29 protein-coding genes are annotated in these 26003 nt (G+C 60.4%); 14 read left to right on the top strand and 15 right to left on the bottom strand.

The features are described 5' to 3' along the window. The first annotated feature begins 10 nt into the window (after positions 1-10). Positions 11-814, top strand: a complete 804-nt coding sequence (locus ACR0DO_RS04350; protein ID WP_480556876.1) for an extensin-like domain-containing protein — start codon at positions 11-13, stop codon at positions 812-814. Here the strand turns inward: ACR0DO_RS04350 and ACR0DO_RS04345 are convergent. Then, positions 811-1812: a DUF2125 domain-containing protein gene (locus ACR0DO_RS04345; RefSeq protein ID WP_480556875.1), complete on the bottom strand. Its 1002-nt coding sequence runs from the start codon at positions 1810-1812 to the stop codon at positions 811-813. The two genes, ACR0DO_RS04350 and ACR0DO_RS04345, sit on opposite strands and share 4 nt — an antisense overlap. 67 nt (positions 1813-1879) lie before the next feature. Here ACR0DO_RS04345 and ACR0DO_RS04340 point away from each other — a divergent pair, with 67 nt between their 5' ends. The 3 genes from ACR0DO_RS04340 (at position 1880) to ACR0DO_RS04330 (ending at position 5300) form a co-directional block, all read left to right on the top strand. Continuing rightward, positions 1880-2410 carry a gamma-glutamylcyclotransferase gene (locus ACR0DO_RS04340; RefSeq protein WP_480556874.1) on the top strand — a complete coding sequence of 177 codons (531 nt, stop codon included), beginning with the start codon at positions 1880-1882 and terminating at the stop codon, positions 2408-2410. A gap of 70 nt (positions 2411-2480) precedes the next feature. Further along, the gene (locus ACR0DO_RS04335) at positions 2481-3659 is read left to right on the top strand and encodes a biopolymer transporter ExbB (protein WP_480556873.1); all 1179 of its coding nucleotides are present in this window, start codon (positions 2481-2483) and stop codon (positions 3657-3659) included. A 3-nt stretch (positions 3660-3662) separates the two neighbouring features. Next, complete coding sequence (locus tag ACR0DO_RS04330) at positions 3663-5300, top strand: peptidoglycan -binding protein (RefSeq protein ID WP_480556872.1); 1638 nt, start codon at positions 3663-3665, stop codon at positions 5298-5300. Positions 5301-5311: 11 nt separating this feature from the next. On the opposite strand, the gene ACR0DO_RS04325 is transcribed toward ACR0DO_RS04330, so the two are convergent. From ACR0DO_RS04325 to gloB, 3 genes are all read right to left on the bottom strand, one after another. Continuing rightward, a complete protein-coding gene (locus ACR0DO_RS04325; RefSeq protein WP_480556871.1) occupies positions 5312-5920 on the bottom strand; it encodes a DJ-1/PfpI family protein in 609 nt (202 codons plus the stop codon). A 90-nt stretch (positions 5921-6010) separates the two neighbouring features. Further along, a complete protein-coding gene (gene clpA / locus ACR0DO_RS04320) occupies positions 6011-8335 on the bottom strand; it encodes an ATP-dependent Clp protease ATP-binding subunit ClpA (protein WP_170440748.1) in 2325 nt (774 codons plus the stop codon). A gap of 166 nt (positions 8336-8501) precedes the next feature. Next, a complete protein-coding gene (gene gloB / locus ACR0DO_RS04315) occupies positions 8502-9269 on the bottom strand; it encodes a hydroxyacylglutathione hydrolase (protein ID WP_480556870.1) in 768 nt (255 codons plus the stop codon). Positions 9270-9330: 61 nt separating this feature from the next. Between gloB and ACR0DO_RS04310 the strand changes: the two genes are divergently transcribed. The 7 genes from ACR0DO_RS04310 (at position 9331) to ACR0DO_RS04280 (ending at position 15692) form a co-directional block, all read left to right on the top strand. After that, a complete protein-coding gene (locus ACR0DO_RS04310; RefSeq protein ID WP_170440752.1) occupies positions 9331-10065 on the top strand; it encodes a methyltransferase domain-containing protein in 735 nt (244 codons plus the stop codon). Positions 10066-10368: 303 nt separating this feature from the next. Beyond that, the gene (locus ACR0DO_RS04305; RefSeq protein ID WP_480556869.1) at positions 10369-10929 is read left to right on the top strand and encodes a F0F1 ATP synthase subunit delta; all 561 of its coding nucleotides are present in this window, start codon (positions 10369-10371) and stop codon (positions 10927-10929) included. Beyond that, on the top strand, positions 10930-12468 hold the full coding sequence (atpA, locus tag ACR0DO_RS04300) for a F0F1 ATP synthase subunit alpha (protein ID WP_170440756.1): 1539 nt from the start codon (positions 10930-10932) through the stop codon (positions 12466-12468). A gap of 12 nt (positions 12469-12480) precedes the next feature. Beyond that, the gene (locus ACR0DO_RS04295; RefSeq protein WP_480556868.1) at positions 12481-13359 is read left to right on the top strand and encodes a F0F1 ATP synthase subunit gamma; all 879 of its coding nucleotides are present in this window, start codon (positions 12481-12483) and stop codon (positions 13357-13359) included. 18 nt (positions 13360-13377) lie between these two features. Continuing rightward, positions 13378-14802, top strand: coding sequence for a F0F1 ATP synthase subunit beta (atpD, locus tag ACR0DO_RS04290; protein ID WP_010441763.1), 1425 nt, complete (start codon positions 13378-13380; stop codon positions 14800-14802). Positions 14803-14814: 12 nt separating this feature from the next. Then, the gene (locus ACR0DO_RS04285; RefSeq protein WP_480556867.1) at positions 14815-15225 is read left to right on the top strand and encodes a F0F1 ATP synthase subunit epsilon; all 411 of its coding nucleotides are present in this window, start codon (positions 14815-14817) and stop codon (positions 15223-15225) included. A gap of 116 nt (positions 15226-15341) precedes the next feature. Continuing rightward, entirely contained in the window at positions 15342-15692 is a 351-nt protein-coding gene (locus ACR0DO_RS04280) for an H-type lectin domain-containing protein (RefSeq protein WP_480556866.1), read from the top strand. Between the two features lie 42 nt (positions 15693-15734). Here ACR0DO_RS04280 and ACR0DO_RS04275 read toward each other — a convergent pair whose 3' ends face one another. The 3 genes from ACR0DO_RS04275 to ACR0DO_RS04265 all read right to left on the bottom strand — a co-directional run bounded on the left by ACR0DO_RS04275 (position 15735) and on the right by ACR0DO_RS04265 (position 18247). Beyond that, positions 15735-16418 (bottom strand): hypothetical protein, encoded by a 684-nt coding sequence (locus ACR0DO_RS04275; protein ID WP_480556865.1) that lies wholly within the window; start codon positions 16416-16418, stop codon positions 15735-15737. 305 nt (positions 16419-16723) lie between these two features. Next, entirely contained in the window at positions 16724-17167 is a 444-nt protein-coding gene (gene rpiB, locus ACR0DO_RS04270; RefSeq protein ID WP_480556864.1) for a ribose 5-phosphate isomerase B, read from the bottom strand. Positions 17168-17227: 60 nt separating this feature from the next. After that, the gene (locus tag ACR0DO_RS04265) at positions 17228-18247 is read right to left on the bottom strand and encodes a ribose-phosphate pyrophosphokinase (RefSeq protein ID WP_170440769.1); all 1020 of its coding nucleotides are present in this window, start codon (positions 18245-18247) and stop codon (positions 17228-17230) included. Between the two features lie 108 nt (positions 18248-18355). On the opposite strand from ACR0DO_RS04265, the gene ACR0DO_RS04260 reads away from it, so the two are divergent. Together ACR0DO_RS04260 and ACR0DO_RS04255 are read left to right on the top strand one after the other, a co-directional pair. Continuing rightward, entirely contained in the window at positions 18356-18958 is a 603-nt protein-coding gene (locus ACR0DO_RS04260) for a DsbA family protein (RefSeq protein WP_480556863.1), read from the top strand. Further along, complete coding sequence (locus tag ACR0DO_RS04255) at positions 18955-19764, top strand: alpha/beta fold hydrolase (RefSeq protein WP_480556862.1); 810 nt, start codon at positions 18955-18957, stop codon at positions 19762-19764. Before ACR0DO_RS04260 ends, ACR0DO_RS04255 begins: the two co-directional genes overlap by 4 nt. On the opposite strand, the gene ACR0DO_RS04250 is transcribed toward ACR0DO_RS04255, so the two are convergent. The 7 genes from ACR0DO_RS04250 to ACR0DO_RS04220 all read right to left on the bottom strand — a co-directional run bounded on the left by ACR0DO_RS04250 (position 19761) and on the right by ACR0DO_RS04220 (position 24067). Further along, positions 19761-20795, bottom strand: a complete 1035-nt coding sequence (locus ACR0DO_RS04250; protein ID WP_480556861.1) for a threonine aldolase family protein — start codon at positions 20793-20795, stop codon at positions 19761-19763. The genes ACR0DO_RS04255 and ACR0DO_RS04250 overlap by 4 nt on opposite strands. Continuing rightward, positions 20795-21268, bottom strand: a complete 474-nt coding sequence (locus ACR0DO_RS04245; protein ID WP_480556860.1) for a YcgN family cysteine cluster protein — start codon at positions 21266-21268, stop codon at positions 20795-20797. The genes ACR0DO_RS04250 and ACR0DO_RS04245 overlap by 1 nt, the downstream gene beginning before the upstream one ends. Further along, positions 21265-22197, bottom strand: a complete 933-nt coding sequence (locus ACR0DO_RS04240) for a bifunctional riboflavin kinase/FAD synthetase (protein ID WP_480556859.1) — start codon at positions 22195-22197, stop codon at positions 21265-21267. Before ACR0DO_RS04240 ends, ACR0DO_RS04245 begins: the two co-directional genes overlap by 4 nt. A 135-nt stretch (positions 22198-22332) precedes the next feature. Continuing rightward, positions 22333-22530: a hypothetical protein gene (locus ACR0DO_RS04235; protein ID WP_480556976.1), complete on the bottom strand. Its 198-nt coding sequence runs from the start codon at positions 22528-22530 to the stop codon at positions 22333-22335. Beyond that, the gene (locus tag ACR0DO_RS04230; RefSeq protein ID WP_480556858.1) at positions 22473-22688 is read right to left on the bottom strand and encodes a Stf0 family sulfotransferase; all 216 of its coding nucleotides are present in this window, start codon (positions 22686-22688) and stop codon (positions 22473-22475) included. Before ACR0DO_RS04230 ends, ACR0DO_RS04235 begins: the two co-directional genes overlap by 58 nt. After that, positions 22648-23091, bottom strand: coding sequence for a MaoC family dehydratase (locus tag ACR0DO_RS04225; RefSeq protein ID WP_170440782.1), 444 nt, complete (start codon positions 23089-23091; stop codon positions 22648-22650). Before ACR0DO_RS04225 ends, ACR0DO_RS04230 begins: the two co-directional genes overlap by 41 nt. Before the next feature lie 100 nt (positions 23092-23191). Further along, positions 23192-24067, bottom strand: coding sequence for an HAD family hydrolase (locus ACR0DO_RS04220; protein ID WP_480556857.1), 876 nt, complete (start codon positions 24065-24067; stop codon positions 23192-23194). Between the two features lie 157 nt (positions 24068-24224). Between ACR0DO_RS04220 and ACR0DO_RS04215 the strand changes: the two genes are divergently transcribed. Then, on the top strand, positions 24225-25031 hold the full coding sequence (locus tag ACR0DO_RS04215) for a hypothetical protein (protein WP_480556856.1): 807 nt from the start codon (positions 24225-24227) through the stop codon (positions 25029-25031). A 29-nt stretch (positions 25032-25060) separates the two neighbouring features. Here ACR0DO_RS04215 and ACR0DO_RS04210 read toward each other — a convergent pair whose 3' ends face one another. Beyond that, the gene (locus ACR0DO_RS04210; protein ID WP_480556855.1) at positions 25061-25981 is read right to left on the bottom strand and encodes a manganese-dependent inorganic pyrophosphatase; all 921 of its coding nucleotides are present in this window, start codon (positions 25979-25981) and stop codon (positions 25061-25063) included. Positions 25982-26003: the final 22 nt, after the last annotated feature.

Raw genomic sequence — 26003 nt, 5'->3', positions numbered from 1 at the left:
GAGGTTTCTGATGGTTGGATGCGTGGCGGTCAGCGCCACATGGTCCTACGCGGCGCCTCCGGAACAGTCACTGGTTCCCGTCACGCGCCCTTCTGAGGCAGGGGTGCTGGCCTTTGCAAGCCCGGCCCCCGTTGAGATTCGCCCCAAATTGCGGCCCGAACCGCAAATCGTTCTGGCCGCAGCGACAGCCCCGGCGGATGTGTCTGTGTTGGAGCAAAGCGTGCCCATCCGACCGCTCTTGCGGCCAAAAGCGCTGGAGCTTGAGGTGCTGTTCAAGAAACGCAAGCTGCGCAGAACCTCGGTGTGCGGGGATATCGACATTCAGGGCAAACCGGTCGGCAACGTCCCCGGCAGGATCACAGCGTGCGGCATCCAGGATGCCGTTCAGGTCACCTCGGTCTCGGGCGTGGCGCTCAGCCGCCCGTCGACAATGGATTGCGGCACGGCCATTGCGCTGAACCAATGGGTCGACAAGTCGGTCAAGCCCACCTTCAAGCGGCGCGGTCCGGTGGTCGAGCTTCAGGTCGCCGCGCATTACGCCTGCAGGACGCGTAACAATCGCAAAGGTGCGCGTATCTCGGAACACGGCAAGGGCCGGGCGATCGATATCTCGGGTTTCAAGATGGCAGACGGAGAGGTTGTGACCGTGCTCAAAGGCTGGCGCAAGAACCCGTCAAAGCGGCAGCTGACCAAGGTTTGGCGCGGGGCGTGTGGGCCGTTTGGCACTGTGTTGGGGCCAAACTCGGACCGGTATCACCGGGATCATTTCCATCTGGACACGGCGCGCCACCGCCGGGGGCCGTACTGCCGTTAGCGCAGGATCAGACGTGGCGCCGGTCCAAGGGGCAGGGGGCCAAGCGCCACGAAACCATCGCGGAAATTCAGTTGCAGGTCCAAGGCGTTGGGGTTGCCGCCCAGCCCGGCCATGAAGTTCAGCGCGCGGGTCACCGGATCAACCGCCTGATCGGGCAGGGCGCCAGCCGCGTTGGCCATGGCGATCATGTCGCGCCAGTTCTCGGCCTTTACGGCAATCTCTCCGGTGGGGATGCCCTGTCGATCGACCTCCAGCTCTCCGGTTGCGAACAGACGCAGCGCGCCCCATTTCATCTCGGCCAGACGCAGGTCAATCTTCACCGGCTGCGGCCTGCTTTCCTCCAGCGCCGAGCGATCCCAGGCCTTGTCGAAGGTGGCAATCATATCCAGTTCCAGCGCCTCGAACGCCTGCGGAAGGGTCGTGGCCGAGCGCATCAATTCGCGCAGGTCGTCGCCGGGGGTGAAGCCATCAATCCGGGCACCAATTACATAGGCCTCGGGGGTCGGCGTCTGCTCCATCACCAGGGCCAGAGTATCACCACCGGCCAGCGCCTCGGCATCGTCGGTGATCAACCACGGACCAGCGGTCAGCGCCATCTTTTCCAACACCAGCGCGACGCCGGGCTGCAATTGCAGTTCGGCCTGAAGGTCGCTGGCTTCGATTGTGGCCGTCTGATCGTAGTAGGACAGCCGCTGTGGCGTGTCGGCAAACCGCAGCACCTGTCGGCCGGGCCAAATCGCGGGGCTCTGGAACTCGATCCAGTCGGCACTCCATGCGGTGCCGTTGACCGGATCGGCCAGTGCCGGGCTGTTCAGGCGGGTCAAGTGGTGGAACGGGTATCCGGCGGTCTCAACATCTGCAAACTCGGCCTGCCAGCCCCTTTCTTGCTGTTTGTCGAACCAAGTGGTGATGGCATTGCGCAGCCCGAAACCGGCGATGAACCAATAGGCGCTCCACGCGACAAAGATGAAAATGATAAACCGCATCAGACCGCGCATGACAGATGGCCCTTTTTCCCGCCTCGGAATTGATGTTTATAGGCGCAAACGGGCAAGGACCAGTGCTATGACGATGTGGGTTTTCGGATATGGATCACTGCTGTGGAATCCGGGCTTTCCGGTGGCCCGCAGCGAACGCGCCACGCTGAACGGCTATGCCCGGTCCTTCTGCATGAGCTCGATCCACCATCGCGGCACCGAGGATCATCCCGGCCTCGTGCTGGCGCTGGACGAGCAGGCCGATGCCCATTGCAAAGGCCTGGCGCTGGCGGTCGAGGCCGGCCACGAAGATCGCACACTGCACGAATTGCGCGAACGCGAGCTGATTTCATCGGCCTATGTCGAGAAGATGCTGGATGTGCATCTGGATAGTGGCGAAGTGGTGACAGCGGTGACATATGTGATCGACGCCGACCATGTGCAGTATTGCGGGGGGATGCCGCTGGAGGAACAGGCGCAGATCATCGCCCATGCGGTCGGCGGGCGCGGGCCGAACACCGAATACCTGTATAACACAGCCGAACATCTGGCCGAGATCGACCTGCGCGATCCCGATCTTGAGTGGTTGGCGCAACGGGTGCGGACCATCACAGCATAAACCCTTGGCGTCACCGGTGTATTTTCGTTAGATTCAACTCAGAGCAGGCAAAAAACCGGGAACCACGCGCATGGCGCAGGCACAGCAGGGCGCGAGACCGCATTTCTCGCAACCCATTCGTCAGATCGTTACGATGCTGGTCGCGATCGCCTTGGCGGGGCTTGGGGTCTTCATGGCGCTGCCCTACGTTTTGCCGGTCTTTTATGCCAACCCCTACCTGAACGGTTTCATCATACTCGTCTTCATCATCGGTGTGTTCGCCTGTTTCTATCAGGTGACACAGCTGATTGGGTCGGTCCGCTGGATCGAGGCGTTTGTCGGCGGTGTTGTTGGTGAGGACGCCCGCACACCGCAATTGCTGGCGCCGCTGGCGTCGCTGTTGCGCGAACGGGGCGCGCGGTCGCAGATCAGTTCAACCTCAACCCGGTCCATTCTGGATTCGGTGGCCGAGCGGATCGAGGAAGAGCGCGAGATTACCCGCTATATCACCAACGTCCTGATTTACCTTGGCCTTTTGGGTACGTTCTTCGGTCTGGCCACCACCGTTCCGGCCATCGTCGACACCATCCGCAGCCTCAACCCGCAACAGGGCGAAGAGGGGCTGGCCGTGTTCAACCGCCTGATGGTCGGGCTGGAATCGCAGCTGCAGGGCATGGGCGTGGCCTTCGGGTCCTCTCTGCTGGGCTTGGCGGGGTCGTTGATCGTCGGCCTGTTGGAACTGTTCGCGGGTCACGGGCAGAACCGGTTCTACCGCGAGCTTGAGGAATGGTTGTCCTCGATCACTCGCGTCGGCTTTGCCGCCGGGGACGAAGGCAACGCCGAACTGGCCGTGCTGACCCCTGTGCTGGATGCCATGTCCGAACAGATGAACGCGCTGCAGGATCTGTTTTCCGCGCAAGGGGCGGATGGCGCGGCTGTATCGACCAAATTGGGCCAACTGGCGGACTCGATTGGCGAAATGAACGCGCGGCAATCGAACAACGACAACGTGACGGCGGCCCTGGAACGTGTGGCCCTGGGTCAGGACGCGCTTCTGGATCACATGCGCGAGCAGGGCACCGGCGATGGGATCGATGCCGAAAGCCGGATGCGCCTGCGGTCAATGGACGTGCAGTTGCTGCGCATTCTCGAAGAAATCTCGGCTGGCCGGCAAGAGAGCATGAGCGAGCTGCGCAAGGATATCGAACTGCTGGTCAAAGCCCTGACACTGCCCCGAGGCGCCGTGCGTACTGCTCCGGAAGGCGAGTAGCCCATGGCCCTGTCCCGCCGCACAGGTCAGCGTTTTCAGGGCTCGGTCTGGCCCGGATTCGTGGATGCGATCACCGGGCTTTTGATGGTGCTGACCTTTGTGCTGACCATCTTCATGGTGGTGCAATTCGTGCTGCGAGAAACCATTTCCGGACAAGAGGATGAATTGACAGCCCTGTCGGACGAGGTCGCGGCCCTGGCCGGGGCGCTGGGTCTGGAAGAACGGGAAAACAGCCGGTTGCAGGCACGGTTGGGGGTGTTGAGCTCGACCCTGAACCAGGTCGAGACCGAATTGGTGCAGGCGCAGATACAACTCACCGACTTTGAGGATCAGGTCGCGGCCCTGTTACTGGATCAGGCGCGGTCACAGGATGAAATCGCCGAACTGCAGAGTGAACAGGACGCGTTGAACCTGGCTCTGGCGCAAAGCCGGGCCGAGATCGACGAACAGACCGAGGCCGCCCGTCTGGCCGCCGCCCAACGCGAGGCGCTTGAGGCGCTGGTGGCCGATCTGGAACAAGCGGATGCGGCGCAGACCACCCGGATATCCGAGCTGGAAGAACAGCTGACAACGGAAGAAGCCGCCAGATTGGCCGAGGCCGCCGCTGCCGAAAACCTGCGGACCCGTCTGCAGAACGCAGATGCCGAACTGACCGCCATGACCCTCGCGCTGGAGGCACAGCGCAAGGAAGCTGAGGAAACGCTGACCCTGCTGGCCGCGGCGCAGGCCGCTAAGGCAGAACTGGAACAGCAGTTTGGCGATCTGAACAACGAAGACCTGCGGGCCCGGCTTGACGCCGCCCTTGCTGCGCGGACCGAGGCTCAGGCCGAGGCGCAGGAACAACGGACATTGGCCGAGGAGCGCGCGGCCCTGCTGGCCGTGGCGCGCGACACGCTGGCAGCCGAGCAGGCGATTTCCGAAAAGGCGCAACGTGAAACCGCGCTGTTAAACCAGCAGATGGCCGCGCTGCGCGAGCAATTGGGTGGGTTGCAGGCGCTGCTGGACGACTATGCCGAGCGCAACGCTGCCGCTGACATCCGCATCCAGTCGCTGGGGCAGGACCTGAACGCCGCGCTGGCGCGTGCGGCCTCGGAAGAGCGCCGCCGCCGCCTGCTGGAAGAGGCAGAACGTATCCGTCTTGAGGCCGAGGCGCAGGACCTTGCCGCGCAGGCCGAGGACCTGCAACGCTATCGGTCGGAATTCTTCGGCCGCCTGCGCGACGTACTGGGCGATGAAGAGGGCGTGCGGATCGAAGGGGACCGTTTCGTGTTTTCCTCCGAGGTGCTGTTCGACACCGGGTCGGCCATCTTGTCCCCGGTCGGTCAGCAAGAGGTCGCCAAAGTGGCCACAATCCTGCGCAGCGTGGCGGCGGAAATTCCCGAAGGTCTGAACTGGGTGATCCGCGTCGACGGCCACACGGACAACGTGCCTCTGGCTGGGACGGGGCGCTATCGCGACAATTGGGAACTGAGCCAGGCGCGGGCCTTGTCGGTGGTGCGCTACATGGTCGACGCCCTGGGCATTCCGCCGAACCGGCTGGCCGCCAACGGCTTTGGCGAGTTTCAGCCCGTCGACCCGGCCGACACACCCGAAGCCCGCGCGCAGAACCGTCGGATCGAGCTGAAGCTGACCGAGCGCTAACTTCCGGGCGTTCAGACCAACCCATGAATGCGGGCAAACGGGTCGTTGGTCTTGTCTTCGTGCCACGTGTATTCGCACCATTTAGCGATTTTTTCGGCCACGTCCTTTCCGTGCATCAGGGCGATTGCGCCAAGCGCCATGTCCATGCCGGCGGACACGCCGGACGAGGTCAGAAATGGCCCGTCTTCCACCCATCTCGCCTGCGGAATCCAGTCGACATGCGGCCCCTGTTCGCGGACCCACGAAAACGCGGCCTTGTTGGTTGTGGCGCGCCGATTGTCCAGCAGGCCCGCCTTGGCAAGCAGGGCGCTGCCGGTGCAGACGCTGAGGGTGAACTCTGCGGAGTTCGAACAGTGCGTGATCCAGTCCAGCAGGCGTGCGTTTCCAACCTCGCGGCGCGTTCCCGCACCGCCGGGTACAAACAGGACGTCATAGCGACCACCATCCCCAAGCGATTTTTCGGCAAAGGCTTTCAGCCCTTGATTGCTTGTGACCGGGCCTGCGGTTTCGGCCACAAGCTCCAATGAGAAGTCATCGGTAAGCAGGCCGAACATCTGCATCGGGCCAAATACATCCAGCAACTCGAACCCCGGAAAGATCAACGCCCCGATTTTACGCATTCCGGCTCTCCTCCCGCAGACGGGTATCCGTCACAAAAAAAGCCCGCCAACATAGGTCGGCGGGCGTATGGATTTGTTGTGGGACCGGGGTCAATCCGCAGTCAACAACGGCGGCTTGTCGCCCGGAATACGCGGCTGATCGGGGCCGAAGATTTCCAGGTTCAGCTCACCTTTCCTGACCGAGACGCGAACCACACCGCCCTTGGCCAGCTTGCCGAACAGCAGCTCCTCGGCCAGGGGTTTCTTGATGTGCTCCTGAATGACGCGGCCCAGCGGGCGGGCACCCATCTTGTCGTCATAGCCCTTGTCGGCCAGCCATTCGGCGGCTTTGTGCGTCAGGTCGATGGTCACGTTGCGGTCCAGCAGCTGTGCTTCCAGCTGCAGCACGAATTTCTCGACCACTTGCAGGATGACCTCTTTCGGCAGCGGCGCGAAGGAAATCACGGCGTCCAGACGGTTGCGGAACTCGGGCGTGAACATGCGCTCGATCGCGGCGGTATCCTCGCCCTCGCGACGGTCGCGGGCAAAGCCGATGGCGGCCTTGGCCTGTTCCTGCGCGCCCGCATTCGAGGTCATGATCAGAACCACATTGCGGAAGTTCACCGTGCGGCCGTTGTGATCGGTCAGTTCACCGTGGTCCATCACCTGCAACAGGATGTTGAACACGTCCGGATGTGCCTTTTCGATCTCATCCAGCAGCAGCACGCAGTGCGGGTGCTGGTCAACGCCGTCAGTCAGCAGACCGCCCTGGTCGAATCCGACATAACCCGGTGGCGCGCCGATCAGACGGCTGACCGCATGTTTCTCCATGTACTCGGACATATCGAAGCGCAGCAGTTCGACACCCAGCGTATCGGCCAGCTGTTTCGCCACCTCGGTTTTCCCCACACCGGTCGGACCCGCGAACAGGTAGTTGCCGATGGGCTTTTCAGGCTCCCGCAGACCGGCACGGGCCAGCTTGATCGCGCTGGACAGCGCCACGATGGCGTCATCCTGACCGAACACCACCCGTTTCAGCGAAGCTTCGAGGTCTTTCAGAACCTCTGCATCGTCCTTGGTGACGTTCTTCGGTGGGATGCGGGCGATCTTGGCGACGACCGCCTCAATCTCTTTCACACCGATGGTTTTACGGCGCTTGCTTTCCGCGACCAGATGCTGCGCGGCTCCGGCCTCATCAATTACGTCGATGGCCTTGTCCGGCAGTTTGCGGTCGTTGATATAGCGCGCCGAGAGTTCCACGGCGGTCTTGATCGCGTCCGCAGTGTACTTGATCTCGTGATGCTCTTCGAAATAGGGCTTCAGACCGCGCAGGATCTTCACGCTGTCCTCGACCGAAGGTTCGTTCACGTCGATCTTCTGGAACCGGCGGCTCAGCGCGCGGTCCTTTTCAAAGTGCTGACGGAATTCTTTGTACGTGGTCGAGCCCATGGTGCGCAGCTTGCCACCCTGCAGGGCAGGTTTCAGCAGGTTGGACGCATCCATCGCCCCACCTGATGTGGCACCGGCGCCGATCACGGTGTGTATCTCGTCGATGAACAGAACTGCGTCGGGGTGATCTTCCAATTCGGTTACGACCGCCTTGAGCCGTTCCTCGAAATCTCCACGATAGCGGGTGCCCGCCAGCAATGCGCCCATGTCCAGCGAGTAGATGGTGGTATTAGACAGCACATCAGGTGCTTCGCCGCCCACGATCTTGTGCGCCAAACCTTCAGCGATAGCAGTTTTGCCCACGCCCGGATCCCCCACCAGCAGCGGGTTGTTCTTGCGGCGGCGGCAGAGAACCTGAATGCAACGCTCAACCTCATCGGCGCGGCCGATCAGCGGGTCAACGTCGCCTGCGCGCGATTTCGCGTTCAGATCAATGCAGTATTTCCCAAGCGCGCTTTCTTTCTGGTCGCCCTCGCCAGCGGTGGCCTGAACCTCTTCCTCGACCTGATCCGCGCCGGATACCGAGCGGTTTTCGCCATAGGCCGGATCCTTGGCCACACCATGTGCGATGAAGTTCACAGCGTCATAGCGGGTCATGTCCTGTTCCTGCAGGAAATAGGCCGCGTTGCTTTCGCGTTCGGCAAAGATCGCAACCAGGACATTGGCGCCGGTCACTTCGGTCCGGCCCGAGCTTTGGACATGGATCGCGGCGCGTTGGATTACACGCTGGAAGGCAGCGGTCGGTACGGCCTCAGATCCGTCGATATCGGTGACCAGATTGGACAGGTCTTCGTCAATGAATTCAACCAGAGTGCTGCGCAATTCTTCCAGATCGACGCTGCAGGCCTTCATGACGCGGATGGCATCAGGTTCCTCCAGCAGCGCCAACAGCAGATGCTCCAGCGTTGCGAATTCATGTCGCCGCTCATTCGCAGCCGCCAGGGCCGCGTGAATGGCTTGTTCTAATGTGCTCGAGAATGAAGGCACGCGGGTGCTCCTCTGTCTTGGGTCGAAGGGGGGCGGCTATGGCCCCAATCCAACCATGTCCTCATACTATTAGAGTTTGGTTGATCGTGGCCCGGCTTCAAGGGTTTTCTTGCTCTTGACAGTCACATTTAACGTGACCGTGGCCGTGAAGAGAGCGAAATAGGCACTAGAAGCGGTCTTTTCTAGCCCGGATTTCGGCGAAAACTGCCGCAGGGTCAGCATTTTCCATCCCCAGATGCGCTTGAATCGCAGGATCGGCGGCGCGCAGAAACGGGTTTGTGGCCTGTTCCAGCGCCAGTGTCGACGGCACCGTGGGCCGCCCCTCGGCGCGGGCGCGGTCGATATCGATCATGCGTTGCTGCAGTGCGGCGTTGTCGGGATCGACGGTCACCGCAAATTTGGCGTTGGATTGTGTATATTCGTGCCCCGAGCAAACGATTGTATCGTCCGGCAGGGCGGCCAGTTTGCTGAGGGACGCCCACATTTGCGGCGCGGTGCCTTCAAACAGGCGGCCACACCCAAGCGCCATCAGGCTGTCGGCGGTGAACACAACAGAGCTTTGCGGCATGTAATAAGCAACATGCCCGACCGTGTGGCCGGAGACGTCCAGCACCTGAACCGGTTCGCCGCCAACCTCGAACGTATCCCCGTCCGCGACCTGCTGATCCAGCGGGGGCAGGCGATGGGCGTCGGCAGCAGCTCCAATGACCTTGGCGGGGTGCTTTTCAAGAATGCCCGGCAGACCGTCGACATGGTCCCAGTGATGATGGGTCAGCAGCACATGGGTGAGGTTCCAGCCACGTGCTTCCAGTTCGGTCAAAATCGGGGTGGATTCGGGCGCATCAACAAGGGCGGTCTGGCCACTGACGGCGTCATGGGCCAGAAAAGCGTAGTTATCGCGGAGACATGGGATGGTTACGATCTCAAGAGGCATGGCCTTTTGCCCTTTCGTTGCTAGACTGCGCTCAGCTAAGCCGATTGACCGGGTGTCCGCAATGCATCTTGATGTGCAGGATCTGAGGAACTTCTACTACCGCAGCACATTGGGCCGGGCGGCGCAGGCGGCTATTCGGGGCCGGCTGACCGAGATATGGCCCGAAGCCAAGGGACAGACTGTGGTGGGCTTTGGTTTTGCGGTGCCCTTGCTGCGCCCCTATCTGGCCGATGCACGCCGTGTGATCGGCCTGATGCCGGGGCCACAGGGGGTGATGCCGTGGCCCGCGGGTATGCCCAACGTGTCGGTTCTGACCGAGGAAACCTCGTGGCCCGTTGAAACCGGCCATGTGGACAAGCTGGTGGTCATGCACGGGCTTGAGACCTCAAGCCGCCCCAGTGAACTGCTGGATGAATGCTGGCGTGTTCTGGGGCCGGGTGGGCGGGCCTTGTTCGTGGTGCCGAACCGGGCCGGGTTGTGGTCGCGAACGGACCGGACGCCGTTCGGGTTCGGGCGGCCGTATTCGGCGTCGCAGCTGGAAAGTCAGCTAAAGGGGCATCATTTCATCCCGGAAAGTCACTGTTCCGCCCTCTACATGCCGCCGTCCTTTCGGCGCTTCTGGCTGAAATCGGGAAGTCTGATCGAGAAAACCGGACAACGCTTGCCTACGGTCATGGCCGGTGGTGTTCTGATGGTTGAGGTGACCAAACATATCCGCCCCCCCAGCGGCAGCGTCACCAAAGATACCGAGCGGCGCCCCATCAAAGCGTTGGACGGTTTGTTGAAGCCCGCGTGACCGCTGAGCCGCCATGCGGTCGGAAAAAACGCGGGAAAAAAGTCACAGGAATCGCAAAAACCTGCATATTCGTAACATTTTTCAACTGACCTAGGGGGTCCAAACCGTCGCACTTGGTGTAAGCATTTGAAAAATATAGATTTGTGGATAATTCTGTTACCGCTATAGTATATTGCTTGGTTGGTTCTGCTCTGCTACATCCCCGGTGATTTTGATCCCCGCCCTACATGGACGGGGTTTCCTCACGCCCCAAGGTAGCGGCCGCTACTCAAAATCGGGGCCTCAAATATCGGAAGGGTGGACGTGTCCGAACCAGCTTCGATTTCCACTGGCATCGCCGAGCGCTATGCCACTGCAATCTTTGAGATTGCAAAAGAGAACAATGACCTTGCAGGTCTGGAATCCGGCATCAATGATCTGGCAGCAGCTTTGGGCGAAAGCGCTGAATTGCGCGACCTGATCGCATCTCCGCTGGTTTCGCGCGCCGAACAGGAAGGCGCAATCACCGCGGTTGCCGACAAAATGGGCCTGCACGCCATCCTGCGCAATACGCTGGGCCTGATGGCGCAGAAACGCCGCCTGTTCGTGGTGCCGCAGCTGGTGCAGGTTCTGCGCGACATGCTGGCCGAAGAGCGCGGCGAAGTGACCGCCGATGTCGCCTCGGCCAAGGCGCTGACCAAGACACAACTGGATAAACTGTCCAAAACGCTGTCCGAGCGTGTGGGCAAGACCGTGACAATCAATGCGACCGTGGATGAAAGCCTCATCGGCGGTCTTGTCGTTAAAGTGGGCTCGAAAATGATCGATAGCTCGATCCGTTCGAAGCTGAACTCCCTACAGAATGCAATGAAAGAGGTCGGATAAATGGGAATCCAAGCTGCAGAGATTTCTGCAATCCTGAAGGACCAGATCAAGAATTTTGGTCAGGAAGCGGAAGTGGCCGAGATCGGCCGCGTGCTGAGCGTCGGTGACGGGATTGCCCGTGTATACGGCCTGGACAACGTGCAAGCGGGTGAGATGGTCGAATTCCCCGGTGGCATCATGGGCATGGCCCTGAACCTGGAAAGCGACAACGTGGGTGTCGTTATCTTCGGCTCCGACCGTGACATCAAAGAAGGTGACACCGTCAAGCGCACCAACTCGATCGTGGACGTTCCGATCGGTGACGAACTGCTGGGCCGCGTTGTTGACGGTTTGGGCAACCCGCTGGACGGCAAAGGTCCGATCAACGCGTCGAAGCGTGGCGTTGCCGACGTCAAAGCCCCCGGCATCATTCCGCGTAAATCGGTGCACGAGCCGATGGCAACCGGCCTGAAATCGGTTGACGCGATGATCCCGATTGGCCGTGGCCAGCGGGAACTGATCATTGGTGACCGTCAGACCGGTAAAACCGCCGTTGCTCTGGACACCATCCTGAACCAGAAAGTTTACAACGACGCAGCAGGCGACGACGAGTCGAAGAAGCTGTACTGCGTTTACGTTGCGGTTGGTCAGAAGCGTTCGACCGTTGCGCAGCTGGTGAAGAAACTGGAAGAGTCCGGCGCGATTGACTACTCGATCGTTGTGGCCGCGACCGCGTCCGACCCGGCGCCGATGCAGTTCCTGGCACCCTACGCCGCGACCGCGATGGCCGAGTACTTCCGTGACAACGGCCGCCACGCGCTGATCATCTATGATGACCTGTCGAAGCAGGCTGTATCCTATCGTCAGATGTCCCTGCTGCTGCGCCGTCCGCCCGGACGTGAAGCCTATCCGGGTGACGTTTTCTACCTCCACTCGCGCCTGCTGGAACGTTCGGCGAAGCTGAACGAAGATTTCGGTGCTGGTTCGCTGACCGCTCTGCCGGTTATCGAAACCCAGGGTGGTGACGTTTCGGCGTTTATTCCGACCAACGTGATCTCGATCACCGACGGCCAGATCTTCCTGGAAACCGAACTGTTCTACCAGGGCATCCGTCCTGCCGTGAACACCGGTCTGTCGGTTTCGCGTGTGGGCTCGTCGGCTCAGACCAACGCGATGAAATCGGTCGCGGGTCCGGTTAAACTGGAACTGGCGCAGTACCGCGAAATGGCTGCCTTTGCGCAGTTTGGTTCTGACCTTGACGCCGCAACTCAGCAGCTGCTGAACCGTGGTGCGCGTCTGACCGAGCTGATGAAACAGCCGCAATACTCGCCGCTGACCAACGCGGAAATCGTCTGCGTTATCTTCGCAGGCACCAACGGTTACCTCGACAAGATCGAAGTGTCCGACGTTGGCCGCTACGAGGCCGGTCTGCTGGCGCACCTGCGCGGCAAGCACGCTGACCTGCTTCAGTGGCTCACCGACGAAGATCCGAAGATCAAAGGTGATGCGTCCGACAAGATCAAGGCAGCGATCGACGAATACGCCGCGACCTTCGCATAAGAGGAGGTTCCGATGCCTAGTCTGAAGGACCTTAAAAACAGGATCGAGTCGGTCAAATCGACCCGCAAGATCACCAAGGCCATGCAGATGGTCGCGGCCGCAAAACTGCGCCGCGCCCAGGAATCTGCCGAAGCCTCGCGCCCCTATGCCGAACGGTTCAATGCCGTGATGGCGGGGCTGGCGGCGTCGGTCGGGGGTAGCGACAGCGCCCCCAAGCTGCTCCGTGGTACGGGCAGTGATGATGTCCATCTGCTGGTTGTGATGACAGCTGAACGTGGCCTGTGTGGCGGCTTCAACTCGAACATCGCCAAGCTGGCCCGCCAAAAGGCGGAAGAGCTGCGCGGCAAAGGCAAGACGGTCAAGGTTCTGACCGTCGGCAAGAAAGGCCGCGACGCGCTCAAGCGTGATCTGGGCGATCTGTTCGTCGGGCATGTCGACCTGAGCGAAGCAAAACGCATTGGTTACACCAACGCGCAGGACATCGCGAAGGACATCCTGTCCCGCTTTGACGGGGGTGAGTTCGATGTTGCCACGATCTTCTACTCGAAGTTTGTCAACGTTGTGACCCAGATCCCGACGGCACAGCAGGTCATCCCCGCCTCGTTCGAAGACGAAGCGGCGGGTGGCGACAGCGGTGCCATCTTCGACTACGAGCCCAGCGAAGAGGCCATCCTGGCCGACCTGCTGCCTAAGGGGGTCGCGACCGCGATCTTCTCGGCTCTGCTCGAAAACGGAGCGTCTGAACAGGGTGCACGGATGTCCGCGATGGACAACGCGACGCGCAACGCGGGTGAGATGATCGACAAGCTGACGATCCAGTTCAACCGCTCGCGTCAGGCCGTGATCACCAACGAGCTGATTGAAATTATTTCCGGCGCCGAAGCGCTGTAAGAAAACCGGAGACGAAACATGGCGAATGCAAAAGGCAAAGTCACACAGATCATCGGGGCCGTCGTCGACGTGCACTTCGAAGATCAGCTGCCTGAAATTCTGAACGCGCTGGAAACCACCAACAACGGCAAGCGCCTGGTGTTGGAAGTTGCTCAGCACCTGGGTGAAAACACCGTCCGCACCATCGCGATGGACGCGACCGAAGGTCTGGTCCGCGGCGAAGCCGTGACTGACACCGGCGCACCGATCTCGGTTCCGGTTGGCAACGCCACCCTGGGCCGCATCCTGAACGTGGTTGGTGAACCGATCGACGAAAAAGGCCCGGTTGAAGCGTCTGAGGCCCGCGCGATCCACCAGCCCGCGCCGACCTTCGACGAACAATCGACCGAGTCGGAAGTTCTGGTCACCGGCATCAAGGTTGTTGACCTGCTGGCCCCCTACGCCAAAGGCGGTAAGATCGGCCTGTTCGGCGGCGCCGGCGTTGGTAAAACCGTTCTGATCATGGAACTGATCAACAACATCGCAAAAGTGCACTCGGGCTTCTCGGTGTTCGCGGGTGTTGGTGAACGGACCCGTGAAGGCAACGACCTGTACCACGAGATGATCGAATCGAACGTCATCAAGCCCGACAACCTGTCGGAATCGCAGGTGGCCCTGGTTTACGGTCAGATGAACGAACCTCCGGGAGCGCGTGCGCGTGTTGCTCTGACCGGTCTGACCCTGGCCGAGCAGTTCCGCGACCAGTCCGGTACCGACGTTCTGTTCTTCGTCGACAACATCTTCCGCTTCACGCAGGCGGGCTCCGAGGTTTCGGCTCTGCTGGGTCGTATCCCTTCGGCGGTGGGCTACCAGCCGACGCTGGCCACCGACATGGGCGCCCTGCAGGAACGCATCACCTCGACCAAGTCGGGCTCGATCACCTCGGTGCAGGCCATCTACGTACCTGCGGACGACCTGACCGACCCTGCGCCGGCAACCTCGTTTGCGCACCTGGACGCGACCACCGTTCTGAACCGTGCGATCTCGGAAAAGGGTATCTACCCTGCGGTTGACCCGCTCGACTCGACCTCGCGCCTGCTCGACCCGGCCATCGTTGGTGAAGAGCACTACAAGGTTGCGACCGACGTTCAGCAGATCCTCCAGCGCTACAAGTCGCTGCAGGACATCATCGCCATCCTCGGCATGGACGAACTGTCGGAAGAAGACAAACTGACCGTGGCCCGTGCCCGTAAGATCGAACGCTTCCTGTCGCAGCCGTTCGATGTGGCCGAGGTCTTCACCGGGTCGCCGGGCGTTCAGGTTCCTCTGGATGTGACCATCGCGTCGTTCAAGGCCGTTGTGGCCGGCGAATACGATCACCTGCCCGAAGCGGCCTTCCTGATGGTTGGCGGCATCGAAGAAGTGATCGCCAAAGCGGAAAAGATGGCCGCAGAAGCCGCCTAAGGAGTATCCCTGATGGCAAACACGATGCAATTCGACCTCGTCAGCCCCGAGCGGAGCCTAGCTTCGCTCAGCGCGACGGCGGTCCAGATTCCCGGCGCGGACGGGGACATGACGGCGATGCCCGATCATGCCCCCACCATCACCACTCTGCGCCCGGGCATCCTGAAGGTCGACTCACCCGAAGGCTCCAGTGAATATCTGGTCACCGGCGGGTTTGCTCAGATCAACGGCGATAGCCTGTCGGTTCTGGCCGAAAAGGCCATTCCGGTTGCCGAGGTGACCCGGTCGCATCTGGACGATCTGGTGGCCGAGGCCCGCGCTTCGCACGAAGCAGCGAAGGAAGGCGATGACCAATCCATCGTCGACGACGCCGCCAAGCTGCTGGCCGACATGGAAGCCCTTGGAACGCATATGAGCCTGTAAGGCTCACTGCATTCAGAATGTCGAAAACGGCCTCGCTTGCGCGGGGCCGTTTTTTTGTGGTGATTTTAACGAAACCTCGGGATAAGGTGTCGGAATTCAAAGAAAAAGACGATGTAATGAAGACATTTCGAACCCACCCGATTGGCATCGACCAAGGCGAGGCCGTGCTGTTTTCCGAATTCGCTGATGGTGGCGATATGTGGACGGGCGAGGGGCCGCGCGAACGGCGCAAACCCATCACCTTCAGTCAGCCCTTCCGGTCGGTGCCGGTGGTTCAGATCGGCGTGTCGCTGTGGGATGTGGACACATCCTCGGCCCTGCGTGCCGAAGTGACGGCTGCGGACATAACGCCCGAAGGTTTTGTCGCCGTGTTCCGTACATGGTCAGACACACGCATTGCCAGGATACGGGTGACGTGGACGGCAATAGGTGAAGTGCCTCACGAGGATGACTGGGAGATATCGTGAAGATTGAGCTTGGAAAGACACGCTGTGCATTCTTCGCGTTGATCAGCGCAGTCTGGAAAGCAACCAGCTCCATTCGTAGGGGTTAATGCCGCTCAGTTTCATGGCGGAAATCGTTACTAAGGCTCCAATTAGAAAGTAAACAGGAACCCGACCCAAGGCAAACCCACGTAGGCGAAGCCCGGTAATTCCGATGAACACGGAAAGAAGAGCTAGCCCAATCATGACCGCGCCTGCCTCAGTGGCGAACTCACGCGCAACATTGGTGCCGATTGAGTGGGCGACTTTTCCGACGATCAGGTAAAATGACGCGATCGCGCCAAAAGTGAAGCCCACAACAGAACTGATGGTCCGCGCCCTGTTTGACGCTTTACGTTTAGGGCGCCCATCAGTTCCTGAACCGTGTGAGATTGTCTTGTTTTGCTGCTTGTTTGCCGCAGTAAGGCCGCGGAACATAAGAACGCAACCAATCACCAGCATCAACGCGCCCCCGATACCCAGCCCGGCTGCGGCACCTATCCCATAGCTTTGCTTTATGGTCTCGTAGCTTTCGTTGGCCTGTCTTAATACTTGTTGGCCGACACTCAAAATCAGAATGCCGACAAGTACCTTCCAGTGTGTCGGACGCAACGATGAAGCTTTTGTAAACTCTTGCGAAAGGGGGGGATTCGCATGCGGGTTTTTAGCGTTGATGCGTTGAATGTGGTCTTGAAAGCTTGCGCTGGACATAGGTCGATGTCTCAAGAATTGAACTTAAGGTTTCGAAAATCCCTACCCAGATAATGTGGTGAAAATTGGCCGAATGTCGGCGGATTTAGTGCACCGGCACAAGGAAAGGTGTATGCAGTAAAACTGCGCTTTAGGCGCCTGAATTTGCCTAATTCCTGCGGTATTCGTCGCGCTCGAGCAAAGGTTGCTCAGGCAGTTGCACCGCCAGAGTGCTCCAACATGTGTCAGACGCATTTCGACCAAGCTCTGCAAGAGAGTGGCGTCAGGTTTCGTGGTGCTTTGAAAAAAGGGCTACTTTAGGCCCTTTATTCTTCCTCGATCATATCAACACGCGTCGCGTGACGTCCGCCTTCGAATTCGGCCTCCAGAAACGCATCGACGATGTCCAGCGCCTGACCTTCACCCACCACGCGCGCGCCGATGGACAGCATGTTGGCGTTGTTGTGCTGACGGATCATCCGGGCCGAGAACGCGTCCGAGCAGACGCCACAGCGGATGCCGGGGACTTTGTTCGCCGCCATCATGATACCCTGTCCGGTGCCGCACAGAATGATCCCTAGTTCGCACTCCCCCGAGGCCACGGCCTGCGCTGCGGCTTTTCCGTGTTTGGGGTAATGCGTGCTTTCGGGTGTGGTCGGTCCGATATCCACCACGTCCCAGCCCTGTGCTGCGATGTGGTTGGCAACGGCCTGACGCAGATCGATGGCTGCGTGGTCGCTGGAAAGAACAATGCGTTTTGAGGCGGTCACTGGAACGTCCTGATTTGGTATTATAACGAAAGAGGGCGGCTGTTGGGCCGCCCGTCTCTGTCAGTCCATGTGGTACATGGATTCGTAGATCGGCGTCAGGGTCTTGTCCTCGAACAGGGACGACACGCTGGTGCCGTTCCAGATGTTCAGGATCGCCTGGGTAAAGATCGGCGCGGTCGGCACGATGCGGATGTTCTTGGCTTTGTCGATCTCTTTGGTGGGCTGGATGGTGTCGGTCAGCACCAGCGACTTCATCACCGAGTTCGTCACGCGTTCGACCGCCGGGCCGCTCATGACGCCGTGGGTGATGTACGAGTGGACCTCTTTCGCGCCGTTATCCAGCAACACCTGCGCCGCTTTGCACAGCGTTCCGGCGGTGTCGCACATATCGTCCACGATCAGGCAGATCTTGTCCTTCACGTCCCCGATCACGGTCATCTCGGCCACTTCACCGGCCTTTTCGCGGCGCTTGTCCACGATTGACAGGGGGGCGTTGATCCGCTTGGCCAGCTCACGCGCGCGGGCCACGCCGCCAACGTCGGGCGAGACCACCATGATCTCGTCCAGATTGTCCTTGAACTGATTTTTCACATCCAGCGCAAAGATCGGCGAGGCATAGAGGTTGTCCACGGGGATATCAAAGAACCCCTGAATCTGCGCGGCATGTAGGTCCATGGTCAGAACCCGCTCGATCCCGGCGCCGGTTAGCATGTTGGCCACCAGCTTGGCGCTGATCGGCGTGCGGGCCTTGGTGCGGCGGTCCTGACGGGCATAGCCGAAATAGGGGATCACGGCGGTGATCCGCTGCGCGGACGAGCGGCGCAGCGCGTCGGCGATGATCAGCAGCTCCATCAGGTTGTCATTGGCCGGGTTCGAGGTCGGCTGGACGATGAACATATCCTCGCCACGGACGTTTTCGAACACTTCGACGAAAATCTCGCCATCGTTGAACCGTTCGACCCGCGCATCGACCAGACCCTGATCGACTCCGCGGTACAGGCTCATGCGGCGGGCAATGGATTCGGCAAGCGGAAGATTGGCGTTCCCAGCGATAAGCTTGGGTTCGTGGAGTGTCGGCATCGGCTGAGGTCCCCGGGCAGCAATGGCAAATGTGACAGATTCGTGATGTTGACACCGCTTAGCATGGCCTTACCGTCCAGCAAAGATAACGCTGCGGAGAAAGTGAACATGTCCCGGATTGACTACTTTTTTGCGACACTCTCGCCATACACTTATCTGGCTGGCGCGCGGCTGGAAGAAATTGCGGCCAAGCACGGCGCGACGATCAATTACAAACCGCTGGATATCATGGCGCTGTTCGCACGCACCGGGGGGACGCCACCGAAGGATCGGCATATCTCGCGCGTCGAATACCGGGCGCAGGAATTGCTGCGGCAGTCCAGAAGTTTGGGCGTGGAGTTCAATCTGCAACCGGCGCACTGGCCGACCAATATGGCGCCGTCCTCTTATGCGGTGATCGCGGCGGTCAAGGACGGCTCTGGCGATGTGGGCAAGCTGGTCCAATCCTTCCTGCGCGCCTGCTGGGCCGAGGAAAAGGACATCGCGCAGGATGACGTGATCCGCGATTGCCTGTCACTGGCCGGGTTTGATCCGAACCTTGCGGATAGTGGCCTGCTGGTGGGGGCCGAAACATACGCCGCCAATCTGGAAGAGGCTGTGGATCGCGGTGTTTTTGGTGCGCCCTTCTATATCACCGAGGATGATCAGAGGTTCTGGGGGCAGGATCGGCTGGACGATCTGGATCGGCACCTGACCGAGATGAAAGAGTGACGAACCTGCCGCCGGTTCATGTCAGAATCTTGGGGCAGGGCGCGCGCAAGGTGCTGGCCCTTCATTGCACGATTGCGCATTCCGGTGCGTGGTCGGGTCTGGCAGCGGCGCTGGAGGGCGAGGCGACCCTGATTGCGCCCGACATGCTGTCTCACGGCCGCAGCCCGGATTGGGACGGACAGGGGTGTTTCTTCGACCTCGCGACGGAAGCGGCGGTCGCACAGCTGACCGAGCCGATGGACGTGATCGGTCATTCATTTGGCGGCATGATTGCGCTGCATCTTGCGGTCGAACACCCTGAACTGATCCGCAGCGCGGTGTTGATCGAGCCTGTGTTCTTTGCGGTCGCGAAACAGGACGCGCCCGATTTGATGGCGATGCACGACCACGAGGCGCAGCCTTATACGGATGCTCTGGCCGCCGGAGATATGGCGCTGGCCGCGCGCCTGTTCAACAGGATGTGGAGCACCGATGACAGCCCCCGCTGGCCGGACCTGCCGGAGCGGACGCGTGCCGCAATGGTGCGGGGCGTGCACGTTGTTCCAGCGGTCGAAGATGTTCTGTTTCAGGACCGGAAAGGGCTGCTGAGCCCCGGCGTTCTGGACCGAGCGGCCATGCCGGTTCTGATCCTCAGCGGGTCAAGGACGCATCCGGTGATGCCTGTGATTGCTCAGGGGCTGCAAAGGCGGCTGCCCAATGCATCCTGCGCCATGGTCGAGGGGGCAGGGCATATGTTACCGATTTCGCATCCGCAAGACACTGCGCGCCTTGTACGGCAGTTCTGGCAGGACGTCGGCAGCCGTTAAAGCAGGGCGAGGAACCGGTCGATCTCCTCGGCGCTGATCGACCAGTCGCAGACCAGGCGGCAGGCAAGGATTTCCGCGTCATCGTCGCCGTCCAGCTCCGCCCCCCACAGGTGATAGACGGCACCTGCGTCGTGCAGCTGTTTGTGCCGCGCGCGCGAGAATTGCGCGAAAATCATGTTCGCCTGCGGTTCGTGCAGGAACGAGGCGCCTTTAGCGCGCAACCCCTCGGCCAGTCGGGCGCAGTTGTCATTGGCCTGACGTGCCAGTTTCAGCCACAGATCATCCTGCAGATAGGCCGCCATCTGCGCCGACAGGTAGCGGTGTTTGGAAAACAGATGCGCCCCGCGCTTGCGGCGCAGTTCGAATTCCCAGGCTTTGGATTCGTCGAAGAAGACAACCGCCTCGACCCCCATCAACCCGTTCTTGGTGCCGCCAAAGCTGACTGCGTCCACGCCCGCTTTCCACGTCATCTCGGCCGGAGAGCAGTTCAGCGCAACCAACGCGTTGGTGAACCGCGCGCCGTCCAGATGCACTGGCAGGCCGTATTCCTTGGCTACACCGCACAGCGCCTGCAACTCGGCCAGTGAATAGACCGAACCGCGTTCCGTGACCTGCGTGATCGACACCGGACCGCGTTGGGGGCCGTGCACACCGCGCGTCTCTTCCGCCAGAATCGAGCGGCGCAGCGCCTCGGGCTCCATCTTGTCACCGCCCGGCACCAGCGTCAGCTTGGCGCCGCTGTAGAACTCCGGCGCGTTGCACTCATCCTCGTGGATATGCGCCACCGGCGAGCAGAATACCGTATCCCAAGGGTTTGCCAGCGTCGCAAGCGCCAGCGAATTCGCTGCCGTTCCGGTGGCCACCAGATAAACCGCCGCGCCCGGAGCCTCGAAGAGGCCGCGAATGCGGTCCCGCACCTCGTTCATCAGCGTGTCGGCGCCATAGGCCATCTGATAGCCCTCATTGGCCGCGTTCAAAGCGGCCATGACTTGCGGGTGAACCGGCCCGGAATTGTCAGAGGCGAAATACATCAGCTGGGCTCCTCGATGATATAGTCTTCCCACTCTTCAAGCGGTGTTTCGAACTCGGACACCGTGCGGCCCTGAACCGACATCCCGGCGGCGTGCACGCTGTTCGGCGTACCAGATATCAACGGGTGCCAGTCGTAAAGAGGTTTGCCTTCCCACAGCAGCCGATAAGCGCAGGTCTGCGGTAGCCAATAGGCATGGTCGTCTATGTTGTCGGGCTTCATCACGATACATTCCGGCACGAACTGGTGGCGGATGTCGTATTGGGTGCAGCGACAGGTCTCATCATCCAGCAGGCGGCAGGCGACGCAGGTCAGGGCGACCTCGCCGGTATCCTCGTCCTCCAGCTTGTTCAGACAGCATTTGCCACAGCCGTCGCACAGTGCCTCCCACTCGTGCTGGTTCATCTTGGCCAGTGGTTTGCGTTCCCAGAAACGGGGGCTGAGGCCTTTGCGATCAATCGGATCGGTGGTCATAGCGCCGCCAGAATGCTGCGGGCCTTGGCGCAATCGGCATCCATCTGGGTGATAAGACCGTCGAGCCCGCCAAAGGTCATCTCGGGGCGCAGATAGTCGATCAACCCGACCGAAAGGGTCGCGCCATAAAGGTCGCCCGAAAAGTCGAACAGAAAGGTCTCGATATTGGGCACTTCGCCGTGGAACATCGGCCTGATCCCCACCGAGGCCGCGCCGTGATAGCTGCCCTGATGGGGGCCGTCCAGCACATCGATCAGCACCGCATAGACGCCGAATTTCGGCGGGTGTAGCCCCTCGATGGACATGTTTGCCGTTGGGAAGCCCAGTTCGCGGCCCCGCTGTTCGCCGCCGATCACCTCGCCCTCGATCCGGTGCCAATGGCCCAGCATGGCGGCAGCATCGCGCGGGCGGCCTTCGGACAAGGCGGTGCGGATTGCGGTCGAGGACACCACGTTTTCGGACCGCTCCATCAGCGGGGCAATGGTGACGCCGAACCCCATTTCCTGCCCAAAGCGGGCCATGTCATCCGCCGTTCCGCTGCGGCCTTTGCCGAAACAGAAATCGGCACCTACGACCACATGTGACAGGCCCAGCCCGTCGCAGATCACGTTGCGGGCGAATTCCTCGGGAGTCAGCCCGGCCAAGGCCGCGTTGAAGGGCAATTCGTACAGCTTTCGCACACCCAGCTTTTCCAACCGGTGCGCGCGGGCATTGCCGCGCATCAGGCGAAAGGGGGGCGCGTCGGGTGCAAAATACTCGCGCGGGTGGGGTTCAAACGTCATTACACCCAAAGGGGCATCCGGGGCAGCATTGCGCGCCAGTTCGATCACCGATTGGTGGCCGATATGGACGCCGTCAAAGTTCCCGATCGCCACGCTGGCGCCACGGTCCTGAGGCTCGATAAACTGAAAATCCCGGATAATGCGCATAGTGCCTGCCTAGCGGGACTGCGGGGTGGGTTCAAGCGCCTGATTTCGCCGTCCTGCCGTGGGCCTGCCGGCTTGAAGTCGTCGGACCTATTTCTGATTTGTCGTATCCGCCGGTCTGGCGGTCTGAGGTGTGACCTAGGCTGCACGGGAAGGATCAATGCCCAACTGAGTCACTCGTCGGCGGGCCTTGTCAAAGACCATGCGCAGGACGGCGTACGGGTTCGGATAGGCGTGTTGACCCTGATCGAATGCGTCATCCAGTCGATCAGAGGCGGTCAGCGAAAGTAGGATGCCGGTTTGGCCGCGCATCCGGCTGCGGTCAGCCGTTTGCACGGAAACGTGCTGCCTCTGCATGGGTTTGCACAGATGACGTGCGCGCCGAGATGGCTCACGGCCCGGAGGTAGACCGGGCCGGTGGCTGAAACATGACAGGTAGAGCCTGGATTCGGCTCAGTCGAACTTGCGCGACGGGGCCAGCACCATGGCCTCACCGATCAGCACTTTCTTACCGTCGACCGAGCAGTGACAGTCCAACTTGACCCGGCGCTTTGAAAAGTCGATGTCGATCACCTTGACCTCGGCATAGACCATGTCGCCGGGGCGGACCGGGGCCAGAAATTTCAGCGACTGACCCATGTATACGGTGCCGTGGCCGGGCAGTTGTTCCCCGATCACGGCCGAGATCAGGCCGGCGGTCAGCATCCCGTGCGCGATGCGGCCCTCGAAGATCGTGTCGCGGGCGTAATCGTCGTCCAGATGCACCGGATTCCGGTCAGTCGAAACCTGCGCGAACATCTCGATATCTTCGTCCGTTACCACTTTGCGCAGGTAACGGGTCATGCCCATTTCGATGTCTTCGATACAGATCGTGCCGCGCGGAAGATTGTCCAACATGTCGCCCTCACTTGAATCCGCAGGGCAACAAAAAAACCAAAGCTGCCCTAGTTCGGCAACTTTATTACTTCGCAGTCGCAGAAAATCAAGTCTTTTCTGATTATCTCAGACGGCCGATTGTATAGGTGGGGTTGATGTTTTCCCTTGCGATATAATCAGTTAGGGATTCTTGATGCGGATGGTGCGACGTTTTTGTTTCGGCCGCAGCCAATCCGCCGGAAATGAACAGAGAATCAATCCCCTCTCCCATGCCGCCCAGAATGTCGGTATGCGGGCCGTCACCGATCACAAGAATGTCGCCATCAGGGATGTCATGACCCAATTCCTGCAGCCGACGACGGGCCAGATCGTAGATCGGCGGATGCGGCTTGCCGAAATAGAGGCTCTCGCCGCCCATCTCGGTATAAAGTTTGGCCAGCGCGCCCGCGCACCATTCCCGGACCTCGCCCCGGTCGACCACGATATCGGGGTTGGCGCAGAGCAGCTTCATGCCCTTTTGCTTGGCATAGAGGAAATCTGGGCGGTTCACCGACGGGTCCGCCATCGGGTCGAACGGGCCGCAGCAGACGATGCCTTCGGCCTCGTCCAGAGGGACACGTTCGATGTGGATGGGGTGGTGCAGCAGTTTCAGCGGTTCAAAGAACCCGGCATCGCGCTGCCATTCCCCCATGAAATAAACCTTTTCGCCCACCGCACCCCGAAACATCGCCGAACGCGCCGAGTCGCCGCTGGTGGCGATGGTGTCATAGGCATTGTCGGGCACGTTGAATTGTGCCAGCTGCTCGGCCACGCCCGCGCGGGGTTTCGGAGAGTTGGTGACCAACACCACAATCCCGCCTTTTGCCCGATAGGCCTGCAGGGCGGCAACGGCCTCGGGGAAGGCGGTGATGCCATTGTGAACGCAGCCCCAGAGGTCAACGAACAGCGCCTTATAGCGGTCGGATACGTCGGACAGGGCGTGGATGATCTGGGTCATAATGGCCTCGGGTAAGAAAACAGGTTTGCGCTAGCTATGCCAAAGCGCGGGCAGAATGACCATCCCGCACGGTGTCAGCGGGCAGCGCGCCATTCGGCTCAGAGCCGGATTTGTGTTATGATACGTGCCGATTTGTTACGTTTATTGCGATTGCAGGATGCAGAAAGAGGGCGGCTCTCAGGGTAGGACCGAAGCGGTTTTCCGATGGTTTCAGATCATCGCAATATCGCTCGCCGGTTTGTGGGCAGTGTTTCAGTTCGGCTTGCTTGAATTTGGCAAGAGCTATGTGTTGGAGGTGAATGTTTCGACCTCGGTCGGAGAGCCGGTAATCGAGACGGGGATGGTGCCGGTCAAAATTTCTTCGACCGTGCGAAACACGGGCCATAAGGAACTTACCCTGATTTTTGCCACGGCGCTGTTCGGCGAAGAACATTTCCTGCCGGTCGAAGAAGGCGAGGAACCGGTCATAAACTACTGGAGTTCGGCCTCGCACAAACCCTATCGCTTTGATGGAAAGTGGGGTGAGCGAGAGTTCATGTACGCAACGGCGTTCGAGTTCTTCTCACCCGATTATTGGCTGGATCGGAATGAAATGCAGACGAATGAGGTGCTTTTCTTTGGCGACCTCTTTAACGTCAATCTCTTTGCCTACCGCATCGAGTTTTATGCGGTTGAGCGATGTCGGGGGATTGCCCCGTTCCGAACGTGCTATGAATTCAAGGTGGAAACGTTTGTCCCATCTGGGGATACCCAGTGCCTGGGGGATATTCTTGAAGTCGAGTTGGCAGACCTGTGTGTTCAGTATTGGCGTCTGGACAAATCTGCAGATCAGGGAAAGTGGGAGCGGGTTTTCCTACGTGATCTGTATACGGATCACGGCTTGATTTTGTATCGCCGCGAGGGGCTTTTGTTTCACCAACACGCGAATGCGGGTGCCCCAAACGAAACAGGGGCACCGGAATAGGCGCCCCTGCAACTGGTGTTCAGATTAGATCAGACCTTGAGGTTCGGAATGATCTGCTTTTTGCGGCTCATGATGCCGGGCAGAACAACGGCGTCGCCATCGACCGATGCGCCAAAGCTTTTTTCGGCCACGCCTTTGACCACATCGTTGGGCACCAGCAGGGTGGCTTCTTCGTTCAGGATGTCGACCACGAACAGCAGAACTTGATCAACACCATCTTCCTTGGCGACGTTTGCCATCGAGTCCGCCAGGCTGGCCTTGCGGTCCAGCACTACGCCCGGCGCGGTGGTTTCCAGAACCGAGACGCGGAACTTGGTGCCGTCGACTTCGTATTCCTTGCTGTCCATGCGGATCAGTTCAGCGTCTGAAAAGGACGACACGTCCGATTTCGCCGCGAACATGTCGGCGGCATAGGTCGAGACGTCCAGACCCAGATCGGCGGCCAGTTTCTCGGCCACTTCGCGGTCATGCGCGGTAGTGGTGGGCGAGCGGAATTCCAGCGTGTCCGACAGGATGCAGGTCAGTGCCGCGCCTTTGATGGCTTCGGGCATCTTGGCGGCGGCGTCGCCCATCAGGTCGACCATGATGGTCGCGGTGCAGGCCAGCGGGCGCACGGTGATGTCGATCGGGCCTTTGGTTTCCAGACCGCCAACCAGCTTGTGGTGGTCGATGATGGCACGGATGTCGGCGCTGTTGACGCCGGCGGGCAGCTCGGCCGGGTTGTTGGTGTCGACGATGACAACCGGAGCATCCGCGTCCACATCTTCGATAATGCGCGGCTTGGGCAGATCCCAGCGCTGCAGCATGAACGCGGCTTCGGTGTTGGGCTCGCCCAGCAGAACGGGCTCGGCCTGCTCGCCTTTGACTTCGTTCAGGTACCACGACCACAGGATCGGCGAGCCTGTGGAGTCCGTGTCGGGGGATTTATGGCCAAATACAAGGGTTGTCATGTCAGCGTCCTGAGGATGATAA

It is taken from the genome of Ruegeria sp. AM9 (assembly GCF_056540565.1).
This window is presented reverse-complemented; position numbering and strand designations above follow the sequence as displayed.

Excerpts from the sequence above, each read along its gene's own strand:
- ACR0DO_RS04350 (WP_480556876.1), top strand. The coding sequence starts at position 11 with ATGGTTGGATGCGTGGCGGTCAGCGCCACATGGTCCTACGCGGCGCCT.
- ACR0DO_RS04345 (WP_480556875.1), bottom strand. The coding sequence starts at position 1,812 with ATGCGCGGTCTGATGCGGTTTATCATTTTCATCTTTGTCGCGTGGAGC.
- ACR0DO_RS04340 (WP_480556874.1), top strand. The coding sequence starts at position 1,880 with ATGACGATGTGGGTTTTCGGATATGGATCACTGCTGTGGAATCCGGGC.
- ACR0DO_RS04335 (WP_480556873.1), top strand. The coding sequence starts at position 2,481 with ATGGCGCAGGCACAGCAGGGCGCGAGACCGCATTTCTCGCAACCCATT.
- ACR0DO_RS04330 (WP_480556872.1), top strand. The coding sequence starts at position 3,663 with ATGGCCCTGTCCCGCCGCACAGGTCAGCGTTTTCAGGGCTCGGTCTGG.
- ACR0DO_RS04325 (WP_480556871.1), bottom strand. The coding sequence starts at position 5,920 with ATGCGTAAAATCGGGGCGTTGATCTTTCCGGGGTTCGAGTTGCTGGAT.
- gloB (WP_480556870.1), bottom strand. The coding sequence starts at position 9,269 with ATGCCTCTTGAGATCGTAACCATCCCATGTCTCCGCGATAACTACGCT.
- ACR0DO_RS04310 (WP_170440752.1), top strand. The coding sequence starts at position 9,331 with ATGCATCTTGATGTGCAGGATCTGAGGAACTTCTACTACCGCAGCACA.
- atpA (WP_170440756.1), top strand. The coding sequence starts at position 10,930 with ATGGGAATCCAAGCTGCAGAGATTTCTGCAATCCTGAAGGACCAGATC.
- ACR0DO_RS04295 (WP_480556868.1), top strand. The coding sequence starts at position 12,481 with ATGCCTAGTCTGAAGGACCTTAAAAACAGGATCGAGTCGGTCAAATCG.
- atpD (WP_010441763.1), top strand. The coding sequence starts at position 13,378 with ATGGCGAATGCAAAAGGCAAAGTCACACAGATCATCGGGGCCGTCGTC.
- ACR0DO_RS04285 (WP_480556867.1), top strand. The coding sequence starts at position 14,815 with ATGGCAAACACGATGCAATTCGACCTCGTCAGCCCCGAGCGGAGCCTA.
- ACR0DO_RS04280 (WP_480556866.1), top strand. The coding sequence starts at position 15,342 with ATGAAGACATTTCGAACCCACCCGATTGGCATCGACCAAGGCGAGGCC.
- ACR0DO_RS04275 (WP_480556865.1), bottom strand. The coding sequence starts at position 16,418 with ATGTCCAGCGCAAGCTTTCAAGACCACATTCAACGCATCAACGCTAAA.
- ACR0DO_RS04265 (WP_170440769.1), bottom strand. The coding sequence starts at position 18,247 with ATGCCGACACTCCACGAACCCAAGCTTATCGCTGGGAACGCCAATCTT.
- ACR0DO_RS04260 (WP_480556863.1), top strand. The coding sequence starts at position 18,356 with ATGTCCCGGATTGACTACTTTTTTGCGACACTCTCGCCATACACTTAT.
- ACR0DO_RS04250 (WP_480556861.1), bottom strand. The coding sequence starts at position 20,795 with ATGTATTTCGCCTCTGACAATTCCGGGCCGGTTCACCCGCAAGTCATG.
- ACR0DO_RS04245 (WP_480556860.1), bottom strand. The coding sequence starts at position 21,268 with ATGACCACCGATCCGATTGATCGCAAAGGCCTCAGCCCCCGTTTCTGG.
- ACR0DO_RS04240 (WP_480556859.1), bottom strand. The coding sequence starts at position 22,197 with ATGCGCATTATCCGGGATTTTCAGTTTATCGAGCCTCAGGACCGTGGC.
- ACR0DO_RS04225 (WP_170440782.1), bottom strand. The coding sequence starts at position 23,091 with ATGTTGGACAATCTTCCGCGCGGCACGATCTGTATCGAAGACATCGAA.
- ACR0DO_RS04220 (WP_480556857.1), bottom strand. The coding sequence starts at position 24,067 with ATGACCCAGATCATCCACGCCCTGTCCGACGTATCCGACCGCTATAAG.
- ACR0DO_RS04215 (WP_480556856.1), top strand. The coding sequence starts at position 24,225 with ATGCAGAAAGAGGGCGGCTCTCAGGGTAGGACCGAAGCGGTTTTCCGA.
- ACR0DO_RS04210 (WP_480556855.1), bottom strand. The coding sequence starts at position 25,981 with ATGACAACCCTTGTATTTGGCCATAAATCCCCCGACACGGACTCCACA.